The following is a 13,532-nucleotide window of genomic DNA, read 5'->3' on the forward strand; positions in this document are numbered from 1 at the left end:
GGAGAGAAATACAGTGAGCACCGAGATCCTCTACGACGCAGACGCCGACCTGTCGATCATCCAGAACAAGAAGGTCGCGATCGTGGGCTACGGCTCGCAGGGCCACGCGCACGCGCAGAACCTCCGCGACTCGGGCGTCGAGGTCGTCATCGCGCTGAAGGACGGGTCGAAGTCGACGCAGAAGGCGCAGGAGGAGGGCTTCGAGGTCAAGAACGTCGCGGACGCCACCGCGTGGGCCGACCTCATCATGATCCTCGCGCCCGACCAGCACCAGCGCTCGATCTACGCCGAGTCGATCGCGCCGAACCTGTCCGAGGGCAAGACGCTCGCGTTCGCGCACGGCTTCAACATCCGCTTCGGGTACATCGACGCTCCCGAGGGCGTCGACGTCATCCTCGTCGCGCCCAAGGCCCCCGGCCACACGGTGCGCCGCGAGTTCGCGGCCGGCCGCGGCATCCCCGACATCATCGCGGTCGAGCGCGACGCGTCGGGCCAGGCCTGGGACGTCGCCCTCTCGTACGCGAAGGCGATCGGCGGCACGCGCGCCGGCGTCATCAAGACCACGTTCACCGAGGAGACCGAGACCGACCTCTTCGGCGAGCAGGCCGTCCTCTGCGGCGGCATGAGCCACCTCGTGCAGGCGGGTTTCGAGGTGCTCACCGAGGCCGGCTACCAGCCGCAGATCGCCTACTTCGAGGTGCTGCACGAGCTCAAGCTCATCGTCGACCTCATGTGGGAGGGCGGCATCGCCAAGCAGCGCTGGTCGATCTCGGACACGGCCGAGTTCGGCGACTACGTCTCGGGACCGCGCGTCGTCGACGCGCACGTCAAGGAGAACATGAAGGCCGTGCTCGCCGACATCCAGTCGGGCGCGTTCGCCAAGCGCTTCATCGACGACCAGGACGCGGGCGCGCCCGAGTTCCTCGGTCTGCGCGAGAAGGAGCAGCAGCACCCGATCGAGGCCACGGGCAAGGAGCTCCGCGCCCTGTTCGCATGGAAGCAGCAGGACTCGGACTACGTCGAGGGCTCGGCCGCGCGCTGATCTCCTGACCCGACCGACCCGGCCGCCGCCCTCACGAGGGGCGGCGGCCGATCTTTTTTCGAACTTTCTCCGCCCGCATGTCGATCTGCGTCTGGCTCGTTCGACGCGTCAGTGAGAGGGTCGAGAGGCGGCCTTCGCACCAGACCGAGGAGAACATCATGGGCAAGTACATGCTGATCATGCGCGACACCGACGAGGCTCTCGCCGCGTCGAAGGAGATCCCCTTCGAGCAGATCATCGCGGCGATGGGGGCCTACAACGAGTCGATGATGAAGGCCGGCGTCCTCGCCGGCGGCGAGGGGCTCACGGACGCCGCAGAGGGCGTCGTCGTCGACTTCTCGAGCCAGCCGCCGGTCGCGACCGACGGCCCCTACGGTGAGACGAAGGAGCTCTTCAACGGCTTCTGGATCCTCGACGTGCCGACGATCGAGGAGGCCGTCGAGTGGGCCAAGCGCGCGCCGCTCGGCCCCGGCAGCAAGCTCGAGGTGCGCCGCATCAGCGGCGTCGAGGACTTCCCTGCCGACAACGAGTGGATCCAGAAGGAGGCCGGGTGGCGCGAGCAGCTCGGCACCGAGTGATCCCATGAACGACACGACGGAAGCCGCCGCGCGCGCATCGCGCGCGGCGGCATCCGCGCGTCGGAGCGTCGAGGCCGTGTGGCGGATCGAGTCGGCCCGCATCGTCGCGACGCTCACGCGGTTCACGGGCGACTTCGCGACCGCCGAGGACCTCGCGCAGGACGCCCTCGCGGCAGCGCTCGAGCAGTGGCCGCGCGACGGCGTCCCCGCCAACGCGGGCGCGTGGCTCGTCGCGGTCGCCAAGCGCCGGGCGATCGACGGATGGCGGCGGCGCGAGCGGCTCGACGAGCGCTACGCGGCGATCGCGCGCGAGATCGAGAGCGCCGACGCGGACGCCGAGCCGTACGATCCCGACGAGATCGACGATGACGTGCTGCGGCTCGTGTTCATCGCCTGCCACCCCGCGCTCTCGCGCGAGGCGCAGATCGCGCTGACCCTCCGCGTCGTCGGCGGTCTCACGACCGAGGAGATCGCGCGCGCGTTCTTCCTGCCCGTCGCGACCGTCCAGCAGCGCATCGTGCGCGCGAAGAGGACGCTCGCGGCCGTGAAGGCGCCGTTCGAGGTGCCGGGGCGGGAGGAGTTCGCCGAGCGGATGGGCACGGTGCTGAGCGTGCTCTACCTCGTGTTCAACGAGGGGCACGTCGCGAGCTCGGGCGAGCGGTGGCTGCGCGCGGATCTCGCGCACGAGGCGCTCCGACTCGGCCGCGTGCTCGCGGAGCTCGCGCCGCGCGAGCCCGAGGTGCACGGCCTGGTCGCCCTCATGGAGTTCACGGCCGCGCGGTTCCCCGCGCGCGTCGGCCCCGACGGCGAGCCGGTGCTGCTCGACCGGCAGGACCGGACGCGGTGGGACCGGCAGCTCATCGCCCGAGGCAGGGCCGCGCTCGCCCGCGCGGACGCGCTCGGGCGAGGGCGCGGGTCCTACGCTCTCCAGGCGGCGATCGCCGAGTGCCACGACATCGCGACCTCGGTCGAGTCGACCGACTGGGAGCGCATCGTCCTCCTCTACGAGGCGCTCGCGCGCCTCGCCCCCTCGCCCGTCGTCGAGCTGAATCGGGCGGTCGCCGTCGCGATGGCGACCGGCCCGGCCAGCGCGCTGCGGATCGTCGACGAGCTCGAGCGGTCGAGCGCTCTCGCCGGCTCGCACCTGCTGCCGTCGGTCCGCGGTGAGCTCCTCGCGCGCCTCGGCCGGAACGCCGATGCGCGCGGCCCTCGAGGAGGCGGCGCGACGGACGGCGAACGAGCGCGAGCGCGACGTGCTGCGCGCGAAGGCCGCTGCGCTGCCCGAGGGGTGATCAGCCCCGGGCGTCGAGCTCGGCCCGCGTCGGCGGGTCGGCGCCGGGGCGCGACACCGTCACCGCGGCGGCGTCGGCACTGCGCCGCAGGAGGGACGTCAGGCGCGCGCCGTCGAGCGCGGCGATCGTCTCTCGCGCGCGTGACCCGGACGCGCCCGCATCGAGCAGGCCGTCGACGAGTGCGCCCATGAAGGTGTCTCCGGCTCCGACGGTGTCGACCACATCGACGCGGGGCGCGGGGACGCGCACGATCCCGCTCGCGGTCGCCGCGAGCGCTCCCTCGGCGCCGGACGTGACGACGACGAGAGCGGGCCCGGCGGCGACCCAGGCACGTGCGACCTCCTCGAGGTCGGCTCCGGGATGCAGCCAGGCGACATCCTCGTCGCTCGCCTTCACGACGTGCGCGCGCTCGATGAGCGCGCGGACGCGGCGACGGACGTCGTCTGCGTCCGTCACGAGGCTCGAGCGGATGTTCGGGTCGAACGTCACCAGCGCGCGGCCGCGGGCGCGCTCGACGAGGCCGAGCACGGCGTCGGCGCCGGGGGCGAGGGTCGTCGCGATCGATCCGACATGGACGGCGCCGGGGATGTCCGCGCCCGCGGCGTCGACATCCCACTCGATCGCGAACGCGTAGCGCGCGGCGCCGGTCGCATCGAGCACAGCCGTCGCGGTGGACGTCCGAGCGGCCGCGCGCCCGGTCACCTCGACGCCGGAGGCCTCGAGCCACGCGCGCACGAGGCGGCCGCGATCGTCGTCGCCCACGTGCGTGAGGAGACGAGGGCGGCGGCCGAGGCGTCCCAGGGTGATCGCGACGTTCGCGGGGCTCCCGCCCGGCTTCTCGTCGACGCTCCCGTCGCCGCGGTGCACGATGTCGACGAGGGCCTCTCCGACGACGAGGACGTCGGGGGATGCGCCGATGGGCGTCATGGGTTCTCCTTGGCGGATCAGAAGGCGGCGGCGTACGCCTCGTAGGTGGTGCCCTCGGGGTGCACCTCGGTGAAGAGCGCCTCGAACGGAGCGCCCTCGTCGGCGGTGACGGCCGCGTCGGGGTAAGCCGTTGTGACCTCGAAGATCGCACCGTCGGCGTCCCGCGCGAGGACGATCACCTCGGCGAGGTCGATGTCGGCCGTGCCCTCCGTGGTCACGACGCCCTCGACGGCCGTCGAGTACTCGTCGGACACGTCGGTCAGCTCGCCGACGACGAGGGGACCGTACTCCTCGATGGGCGCCTCGTCGTACTCCTCGACGACCGGGTCGATCACCTCGATGCCGTCGATCTCCTCGTCGGCTGCCTCGAAGTATCCCGTCACGACGGTCGTGCCCGGCAGCAGCGTGCGCGGCGTCGAGCCGGCGTCGAGCACGTCGCCGTCGGCCGTGCGCGCCTCGACGTCGAGGAACGCGTACTCGTACGCGACGTCGCTCTGCGGCACCTCGAGCACCGCGACATACCACCAGTAGTCGTCGTCGCCCGGCAGACGGCCGAAGGCGGTCTCGGTCGTCTCGATGTCGACGGTGATCGACTCGGCGGGCGGCTCGTAGAGATCGGTCGGGCCGAGTGCCGGCGGGGACGAGATGAATGAGCCCACGGCGGCGAAGACCGACACGACGAGGACGACGATCGACGCGATCCCGCCCGCGACCGCGACGACGATCGCGGCGATGCTGAGGCCCCTGCCCTCCGCCCTGCGGACGAGGGCGACGATCGCCACGACGATCGCGGCGATGAGGAACAGCCACGACAGGCCGGTCACGACGGGGATGAGGGCGAAGACGAAGCCCACGCCTGCGAGGACGATCGCGGTGATGGCGAGGGCCATGCCGGGTCGGGGACCCGGGGCGGACGGGGGCGCTCCGTAGGCGGCGTACGGCGAGCCGTACGGTGGCGCGGGCGGAGCGCCGTAGGGTGGCGCGGGCGGAGCGCCGTAGGGTGGCGCGGGCGGAGCGCCGTAGGGCGGTGCCGGCGGAGCACCGTAGGGCGGCGCCGCGTACGGCGGGATCGGAGCCGGGGGCGGTGTCGGCGCTCCCGACGGCGGCTGCGGGGGAGGCGACGCGGGAGCCGGAGGGATGTCGGGCGTGCTGTCGTCGGTCACGAGCGCCTCCTCGATGGCTGGGCGGACGGCGGCGCCGTGCGCGGTGTCCCTCCATCATCGTGCATGCGCCCGGCGGTGCGGGAGCGTCGTCGGACACTCCCGCACCGCCGACCCGCGCTCAGAGCCAGGGGCTCCAGCCGTCGTCGCCCTGAAGGTACGCCTCCCGCGTGTGCGCGCGAGCCTGCTCCTTCGTCAGCTGCGGTCGACCCTCGGCGCCCGCGACGGCGGCCCCGTCGCCCCGGTTCCGGTACTCGGCGAACCGATCGTCCTGCCACCGCCATCCGCTCATGTCCGTCCATGCCGGCGTGGAGATGTGCGCACCGAGGTGCGAGTTGCGGACGACCATCGACGGGTCGACGTCGGGGTTGCTGCTCGGGTGCCACGGTCGACCGAGGAACACCGTGCCGGCGGCCGCGTCGGAGGTGAACCGGCTGCCCTGGAAGAGGAAGCCCGCGACCCCCGCCGCGGTCGAGGGCGCCGCGACGTAGCCGTTCACGGTCTGGCCGCGGTCGAGGGAGTGGATCCGGCTGTCCTCGAACACGGCCGTGGCGCGTCCGTAGATGAAGTCGACGTCGCCCTCGATGTAGGAGTCGGTCACGTACACGCGCGAGGTCTGCGTGATGTGCGGGGTGTCGGCGAGGAACGTGTCCTGGTTGCCGAGCAGGCGCACGCCGTCGAGCACCGTGCGGTCGCCGACCGTGCGCAGTGCGAGCGCCTGGCTCTGCCCCTTCGCGGCCTCGTCGTAGGCGTTCTCGATCGTGAGGTCTGCGAGCGTCACGTCGTCGGCCATCGCGGAGACGGTGGGCGAGCCGGTGTGCCCCTGCGTGCCGCCGTAGAACTTCTGCTGCCCGGCCGCGAGATCGTACGTGATCACGACGTCCTCGGCGATGCCCGTCGCGCCGCGGATCGTGAGCCCGTCGGCGTCCGGCCAGATCCGGACGACCTCGCGGTACACGCCGGGCTGCACGACGACCTCGACGGGATGATCGGCGCGTGCGGCGGCGCCCACGGCAGCGCTCACGCTCGCGAAGTCGCCCGTGCCGTCGAGCGCGACCGTGACCGACTCGCCGACGGCCTCCTCGTCGCCGAGCGAGCCCGCATGCGCGGCGAGGATCGCGGGGATCTCCCGAGCGGGGTCGGGGTGGTACGCGTAGCGATCGGCGGGCTCGAACGTCGCGCCGGTGTCGTCGCGTCGGCCGCGGGTGCCGGTGAACACGTTGTCCCGGGAGTCGACCGCCGAGCCGTCGCCGTAGGCCACGATGGGGTCCTCGCCGTTCTCGAAGTAGCTCTGCTCGACGACCACCTGCGATCCCTCGCGGGCCAGCATGCCGTAGCTCCCCGTGCCCTCGAGATGGTTGTTGTACGCGTGCGCGGCGGATGCCCCGCCGATGCTCGCGTTGCGCTGGTAGGTGTTCGAGAAGCGGTTGTGGTGCAGCGTGATCTCCGTCGCGACCTCCTCGGACCATCCGATCCCGACCGTCTTGTTGTGGTCGGAGAACGTGTTCCATGAGAGCGTCACCGCCGTCGACCCCTTCCGCACGTCGACGAGGCCGTCGCCGAGGCGCGCGAAGTCGTTGTGGTCGATCCACACGTGCGTCGCGGCATCCATCCGGACGCCGTCGTTGTCGTTCTCGCGGGTCTTGCCGTCCCAGTCGCCGGGGACGTACGAGTCGCGGAAGGAGAGGTTCCGCACGATGACGTTGGACGAGCCCCTGAGGAGGAGGCCGCCGCCGACGAGCGCGGCATCGGCGTCGGCTCCCGCGATCGTCTTGTCGTCGGCGACCTCGATCATCTCGCCGAACGGGACGTCGATGGCGCCCTCGACGAGGATGACGAGCGGATGGCGCGAGGCCGCGTGCCGGGCGAGCTCGTCGGCCGTGCGCGCGGTCACGGTCGCTCCGCCCGCTCCGCCCGTCGTGCCCTGCGGCCGCTCGGGCGACGGGAGCGAGGCGAAGCCGGTCGCCGCGGGCGCCCATACCGGCCCGTCGGCGGTCGCATCGGCGGGCGCGCCGATCGCGGCGAGCAGATCCGCTCCCGCATGCGCGGGGTCGAGCGGATCGCGCCAGGCCTCGAGGACGCCGGAGCCGGCGCCCTCGGCGACCGCGCGGGCCGCGACCTCCGCGGGCTGGATCGGGCCATGCGGGCCGGCGGTGCCGATCACGGTGCCCGCGAGGGGCAGATCCGGGTTCGCCGCGTTGTAGGCCGCGAGCACGTCGACCTCCGCGCCGTTCACCCAGGTGCCCGCGGCATCGATGCCGGTGCCGCCGAAGTGGCCGATGATCCGGTCGGGGGTCACTCCCTCGGCGAGCTCGAAGGTGTTCTCGCGGGCGATGATGCTCGATTCGACGCCGACGCCCCACGAGTAGATGTAGTGGCCGGGATCGGTCACCCTGTAGGTGTTGTCGTACACGTGCGCCTGCCCGAAGCGCACCCGGGGAGCGCGCTGGTTGAGGTCGACGAGCTCGTTGTGGTGCAGCGTGACCCGCAGCGCGCCGCGGTCGGTGATGCGGTCGTCGCCGTTGCCCCAGAGGAGCGACTTGTCGTGCCCCTGCATCCGGCTCCACGAGATCGTGACGAGGTCGGCCGCGCGGACGACGTCGAGCAGGCCGTCGTGCCGCAGGAAGCGCTCGCCGAAGTGGACCGGCTGCTCGGCGTCGACCGTGTCGCCGTCGTCGAGGGTGAGGTGGTCGAGCCAGACGTGCGTCGATCCCGAGACGACGAGGTTGTCCCATTCTGTCTTCCAGGTCTCGCCGTTCCACGTCGGGAAGCAGTCGTAGGCGTCGGAGATGCGGAGGTTCCGGATGATCACGTCGTCGACGCCCGACACCTGGAAGGTGAATCCCGTGAGCGCGACGTCGCCCACGCCGATGACCGTCGTGTTCGAGCCGATGCGGGCCTCGATCTGCGCGCGCTGCGCCGCCTGGGACGCCTTGCGCGCGTCTTCCAGCGGCCCCTTCGCAGGGCCGCTCCACACCGCGGGGTCGTATGCCGCCAGGTACGCGTCGAGCGAGTAGCCGTCTCGTGCGTACTCCTCGCACGCGATCCGCGTGCCGTCGGCGCGGGTGTTCGCGTCGATGTCCGCGACGACCCGCACGATCTTGGGCTCGTCGCCCGCGACGGCCGCGACGAGCTCGTCGCGGGTGCGGACGTCGATCACGCGGTCGGCCGGCGCGTCGGCCCCGCCGGTCGTCCCGCCGTCGAGGGAGGCCCATCCGTCGCCCGCGGGAAGCGTCTGCCGCTCCACGGGGACCGCAGGCGCCGGCGCGCCCTCCGCTGCGGGCGCGGCGCTCGACTGGGCGTGCGCGGGCGCCGCGAGGAGGGATGCGCCGACGGCGGTCGCGAGGACGCCGACGGCGATCGGGGAGGGGTGTCGTCGAGGATGTCTCCAGGGCATGTTCGCTCTCCTTCGAGGAACCGGCGGTGCAGGCGCACCGGGCACGTCGTCGTGCAGTAACCGGTTTCTCGAAAGCTAGCGACGCCCATGGGCGTCGTCAAGAGGGGCGGTCAGAGGCGCTCCTCGCGCACCTGCGCGATCGCCTCGGGCGCGAACGACGCGGTCGGCTCGTCGGTGTAGAGGTCGGCCTTCTGCGGCGCGATCGCGAGCGCCTCGACCGGCGCCGTCTCCGTCAGGACCTCGTCGAGGCCCTGCAGGGCGCTGAAGCGGCGCGCCTGGGTCACGACGTTCCGGTCGAGCGATCCGGCGAAGCGGTTGTACGCCTCGACGGTGGCGTTCAGGCGGTTCCCGAGCGTCGCGAGGTGCGTGCCGAGCGTGCCGAGGCGCTTGTGCAGCTCCTTGCCGACGAGGAAGATCTGCTGCGCCTCCTGCGCGAGCTGGTCCTGTCGCCACGCGTGACCCACCGTGCGCAGCAGGGCGACGAGCGTCGAGGGAGTCGCGATCACGACGTTGCGCTCGAATGCGTACTCGTACAGTGTCGCGTCCTCGTCGAGGGCGGCGGCGAGGAAGGGCTCGGCGGGGACGAACATCACGACGAACTCGGGCGACCCGGCCACCGCGTCCCAGTACTCCTTCGCGCCGAGGTCGTCGATGTGCTTGCGGAGGTGGCGGGCGTGAGCCTGCAGTCGCTGCGCGCGCACCGTGTCGTCGGTCGCCTCCATGGCCTCGAGGTAGCCGCTGAACGCGACCTTGGAGTCGACGACGACGCGCTTGCCGCCCGCGAGGTGGATGACGAGGTCGGGCCGGAGCGCCCCGTCGTCGGTGACATGGTGGGACTGCTCGGCGAAGTCGACGTGGTTGAGCATGCCGGCCGCCTCCACGACCCGCCGCAGCTGGAGCTCGCCCCACCGCCCGCGCACCTGAGGAGCGCGCAGCGCGTTCACGAGGTTGCGGGTCTCCGAGCCGAGCGCCTCCGACGAGCGCCGCATGTGCGCGAGCTGCTCCGCGAGGGTCGCGTTCGCCTCGAGCCGCGCCCTCTCGGCGGTCGACACCTCGGTCTTGACGGTGTCGAGCGTCTCGCGGATGGGGGCGATGAGCCGCTCGACCGCCTCCTGCCGTCGGCGCAGCTCGGCCGCGCCCTCGCTCTGGCTGCGCGTGAGGCGCTCCTCGGCCTGCGCGAGGAAGCTCCGCGTGTTGGCCTCGAGCGCGCGCCGGCTGAGCGCGTCGAACTCGTCGGCGAGGCGCTTCTGGTCGGCGCGCAGCTCGTCGACCCGCTCGGCTGCGCGCGTGCGCTCCTCCGCGACGCGCGCCGCGGTCTCCGCGCGTGCCGACGCGACGTCGCGCTGCAGGCTCGCGATCTGCAGGCGGGCGGCGCCGAGCTCCGCGCGCTGCTCGGCGTCTGCCGCGCTCCCGCGCTGGCGGCCGACGACGAAGCCGAGCGCGCCGGCGAGGGCCGCGGCGATCACGGCGATGGCGATGACGAGGAGGGTGTCCATACCGGCATTGTGCGCGAGGGGTCGGACATCCTCGGGCGCGTCGAGCGCGCGCCCTCTGCCGCTCAGGCGCGGACGGCGTCCTGCTGCTCCGAGTCCTCGCCGATCCTGCCCCGCGCGAGCCTGTTGATGACGAGTGCGATCGCGCCGTCGCCGGTCACGTTCGTCGCCGTGCCGAAGCTGTCGAGTGCGATGTACAGCGCGAACATGAGGCCGACCTCGGTCTCGCCGAAGCCGAGCATGCTCGTGAGCAGGCCGGCGGCGGCGGCGATCGCGCCGCCGGGGACGCCGGGGGCCGCGATCATCATGATGCCGAGCATGAGGAGGAACGGCAGGTAGGAGCCGAGCTCGACCGGCCCGCCCGTGATGAGCAGGATCGCGATCGAGAAGCAGGTGATCTTCACCATCGAGCCCGACAGGTGGATGGTCGCGCACAGCGGCACGACGAACCCCGCGACCGCGTCGCTCACGCGATTGCGCTTGACCGACTCGAGCGTGACCGGGATGGTCGCGGCCGAGGAGGAGGTGCCCAGCGCCGTGCCGTAGGCGTCGCGCATGTTCCAGAGGGCCTTGAGCGGGTTGACGCCCGCGATCGCGCCCGCGACCGCGTACTGGAGGAGGAGCACGACGAGCGTGAGCCCGAACGAGATGGCCGCGACCACCAGGAACCGGCTCACCACATCGGCGGCCTCGCCGCTCTTGGCGAGGTCCATGAAGATGCCGAAGATGTAGAGGGGGAGCGCCGGCACGATGACGTGGCGGATGAGCGACTCGATGATCGTGCGGAACTCGACGGCCGCCTTGAGGACGACCGATCCGCGGATGGCCGTGAGTCCGATGCCGACGACGAACGCGAGCACGAGCGCGGTCATGACGTCGAGCGCGGGCGGCAGCACGATCTCGGTCGCCGAGCCGCTCGGGGCGGACGCGACCGTGAAGTACGGGGTCAGCCCGGAGCCGCCGCCCTCGGTGAGCGCCTCGAGACTCCGGTCGCTCATCACCGGGGTGAGGAGCCACCGGCTGACGGCGTAGGCGAGGAGGCCGGCGAGGATGGTCGACGCGTACGCGATCGCCGCCGTCAGCCCGAGCCACCGGCCGGCGCCGCGTCCGAGCTCGGCGATCGCGGGCGTCACGAGCCCGACGATGATGAGCGGGACCGAGAATCCGAGCAGGCCCGAGAAGACCGAGTTGTAGGTGAGGAAGACGTTGCCGAGCCACTCCGGCATGACGGGCCCGGTGAGGGTGCCCAGCGCGATCGCGATGACGATCCAGGCGAGGAGGGGGAGGCGGAGGAATGTCATCGGGATCCCGATCGGCCGTCGCGGCGCGCCGGCCCGGCGCCGGCGCGTGCGGCCAGCTCGGCCGCGCAGGTCATCGTAGCCGCGTGGCCGCGGACATCGCGATCTGATAACCTTGACTGTCGCGCGCGTGCGCGCTCTTGGCGTGCCGCCGAGAGCCGCGTAGCGTGGGACAGCACAATCCAATCCACTGCCTCGGCTCATCCGGGGTGCCGTGCGTCGGCCAGCAGGCCCATGGCATCCGAGTCGCGAGGCCCGATCATCCCTCAACAAGGACAACCCACTACATGACTAACGCAACGACCGCCCCGGCCACCAAGCAGGTCGCGATCAACGACATCGGCTCTGCTGAGGACTTCCTGGCCGCGGTCGAGAAGACGCTCAAGTTCTTCAACGACGGCGACATCATCGACGGCACGATCGTCAAGATCGACCGCGACGAGGTCCTCCTCGATGTCGGCTACAAGACCGAGGGCGTCATCCCCTCGCGCGAGCTTTCCATCAAGCACGACGTCGACCCCAACGAGGTCGTCAGCGTCGGCGACCACGTCGAGGCCCTCGTCCTCCAGAAGGAGGACAAGGAAGGCCGTCTGATCCTGTCGAAGAAGCGTGCGCAGTACGAGCGCGCGTGGGGCGACGTGGAGAAGATCAAGGAGAACGACGGCGTCGTCACCGGCACGGTCATCGAGGTCGTCAAGGGTGGTCTCATCGTCGACATCGGGCTGCGCGGCTTCCTCCCCGCGTCGCTCATCGAGCTCCGCCGCGTGCGCGACCTGACGCCGTACCTCGGCCAGGAGATCGAGGCGAAGATCCTCGAGCTCGACAAGAACCGCAACAACGTCGTGCTGTCGCGCCGCGCGCTCCTCGAGGAGACGCAGTCGGCCACGCGCACGCAGTTCCTCAACAACCTGCACAAGGGCCAGGTCCGCAAGGGCGTCGTCTCGTCGATCGTCAACTTCGGTGCGTTCGTCGACCTCGGCGGCGTGGACGGCCTCGTGCACGTCTCCGAGCTGTCGTGGAAGCACATCGAGCACGCCTCCGAGGTCGTCGAGGTCGGCCAGGAGGTCACCGTCGAGATCCTCGAGGTCGACCTCGACCGCGAGCGCGTCTCGCTCTCGCTCAAGGCGACGCAGGAGGACCCCTGGCAGGTCTTCGCCCGCACCCACGCCATCGGCCAGATCACGCCGGGCAAGGTCACGAAGCTCGTGCCGTTCGGTGCGTTCGTCCGCGTCGCGGACGGCATCGAGGGCCTCGTCCACATCTCGGAGCTCTCGAACAAGCACGTCGAGCTCGCCGAGCAGGTCGTCTCGGTCGGCGAGGAGGTCTTCGTCCGCGTCATCGACATCGACCTCGACCGCCGTCGCATCTCGCTCTCGCTCAAGCAGGCGAACGACCTCGTCGACCCCAACGGCACCGAGTTCGACCCGGCGCTGTACGGCATGGCCACCGAGTACGACGAGAACGGCGAGTACAAGTACCCCGAGGGCTTCGACCCCGAGAGCGGCCAGTGGCTCGAGGGCTTCGACGAGGCCCGCGAGAAGTGGGAGCAGGAGTACGCTGCCGCCCAGGCTCGCTGGGAGTCGCACAAGGCCCAGGTCGCCAAGGCCCTCGAGGCCGAGGCCGAGGCCGGCGAGGAGTTCGGCGCGCCGACCTTCTCGAGCGAGTCGACCGGCGCCGGCACGCTCGCCGACGACGAGGCTCTCGCCGCTCTGCGCGAGAAGCTCTCCGGTCGCTGAATCCCGCTGACGCGGCGGATCTGATCCGCTGACGCTGCGATCACACGGCAAAGGGCCGGCTCCTTCGGGAGCCGGCCCTTCGTCGTGCGCGCCGGCTACATGCCGACGACGCCCTCGAAGAGTCCGATGTCGTTGCCGTCCGGATCGCGGAAGACGGCCCACCAGCTCGTCTCGGTGATCGGCGTCTTCTCCATGACGACCGTCGCGCCGGCGGCCTGCGCCTTCACCAGCACGTCGTCGATCGAGTCGACCTCGACGTACGAGCGCGGCTGCGTGAAGTCCGCACTGCGCGGCGCGAGCCCTCCGCCGGAGATCTTGTTCGGCGCCTGCCACATGGGGTACTCCTCGAAGCCCGGAGGCGCCGAGATCTCCCATCCGAACAGCTCGCCGTAGAACGCCGCGGCGCGATCGAGGTCGGACACCGGGATGTCGATGTGGGTGATGTCTCCGTGGGGCATGGCGGTCCTTTCACAGCGGGTGGCGGTGGACGCGGTCACCGTACCGCCGCCGGCGGAGGAGGACAAGGGCACGGCCCGCGAGCGCGCACAGCGGACGCATAGAGAAGGGACACTCGGCACGGAGCCAGGGGCGCTATCTTCGGATCACGAA

Annotated in this window: 9 protein-coding genes and 1 pseudogene; 4 read left to right on the plus strand and 6 right to left on the minus strand. The window is 71.5% G+C overall.

Annotation, left to right across the window (positions count from 1 at the left end):
* The first annotated feature begins 13 nt into the window (after positions 1-13).
* From ilvC to M1D56_RS06500, 3 genes and pseudogenes are all read left to right on the plus strand, one after another.
* A complete protein-coding gene (gene ilvC, locus M1D56_RS06490; protein WP_271174013.1) occupies positions 14-1,042 on the plus strand; it encodes a ketol-acid reductoisomerase in 1,029 nt (342 codons plus the stop codon).
* 158 nt (positions 1,043-1,200) lie between these two features.
* Positions 1,201-1,620: a YciI family protein gene (locus tag M1D56_RS06495; protein WP_271174014.1), complete on the plus strand. Its 420-nt coding sequence runs from the start codon at positions 1,201-1,203 to the stop codon at positions 1,618-1,620.
* A 4-nt stretch (positions 1,621-1,624) separates the two neighbouring features.
* Positions 1,625-2,912: pseudogene (locus M1D56_RS06500) on the plus strand (RNA polymerase sigma factor).
* On the opposite strand, the gene M1D56_RS06505 reads toward M1D56_RS06500, so the two are convergent.
* From M1D56_RS06505 to M1D56_RS06525, 5 genes are all read right to left on the minus strand, one after another.
* Positions 2,913-3,839, minus strand: a complete 927-nt coding sequence (locus tag M1D56_RS06505; protein ID WP_456285027.1) for a carbohydrate kinase family protein — start codon at positions 3,837-3,839, stop codon at positions 2,913-2,915.
* A gap of 17 nt (positions 3,840-3,856) precedes the next feature.
* Entirely contained in the window at positions 3,857-4,729 is an 873-nt protein-coding gene (locus tag M1D56_RS06510; protein ID WP_456285028.1) for a hypothetical protein, read from the minus strand.
* A gap of 391 nt (positions 4,730-5,120) precedes the next feature.
* Positions 5,121-8,396 carry a pectinesterase family protein gene (locus M1D56_RS06515; protein WP_456285029.1) on the minus strand — a complete coding sequence of 1,092 codons (3,276 nt, stop codon included), beginning with the start codon at positions 8,394-8,396 and terminating at the stop codon, positions 5,121-5,123.
* Between the two features lie 110 nt (positions 8,397-8,506).
* Positions 8,507-9,892 (minus strand): DNA recombination protein RmuC, encoded by a 1,386-nt coding sequence (gene rmuC / locus M1D56_RS06520; protein ID WP_456285030.1) that lies wholly within the window; start codon positions 9,890-9,892, stop codon positions 8,507-8,509.
* 62 nt (positions 9,893-9,954) lie between these two features.
* On the minus strand, positions 9,955-11,190 hold the full coding sequence (locus M1D56_RS06525; RefSeq protein ID WP_456285031.1) for a dicarboxylate/amino acid:cation symporter: 1,236 nt from the start codon (positions 11,188-11,190) through the stop codon (positions 9,955-9,957).
* Between the two features lie 284 nt (positions 11,191-11,474).
* Here M1D56_RS06525 and rpsA point away from each other — a divergent pair, with 284 nt between their 5' ends.
* Positions 11,475-12,923, plus strand: a complete 1,449-nt coding sequence (gene rpsA / locus M1D56_RS06530) for a 30S ribosomal protein S1 (protein WP_271174021.1) — start codon at positions 11,475-11,477, stop codon at positions 12,921-12,923.
* Between the two features lie 95 nt (positions 12,924-13,018).
* Here rpsA and M1D56_RS06535 read toward each other — a convergent pair whose 3' ends face one another.
* Positions 13,019-13,381 (minus strand): VOC family protein, encoded by a 363-nt coding sequence (locus M1D56_RS06535; RefSeq protein WP_456285032.1) that lies wholly within the window; start codon positions 13,379-13,381, stop codon positions 13,019-13,021.
* Between the last annotated feature and the right edge of the window lie 151 nt (positions 13,382-13,532).

This window comes from Microbacterium sp. JZ101 (assembly GCF_053903175.1).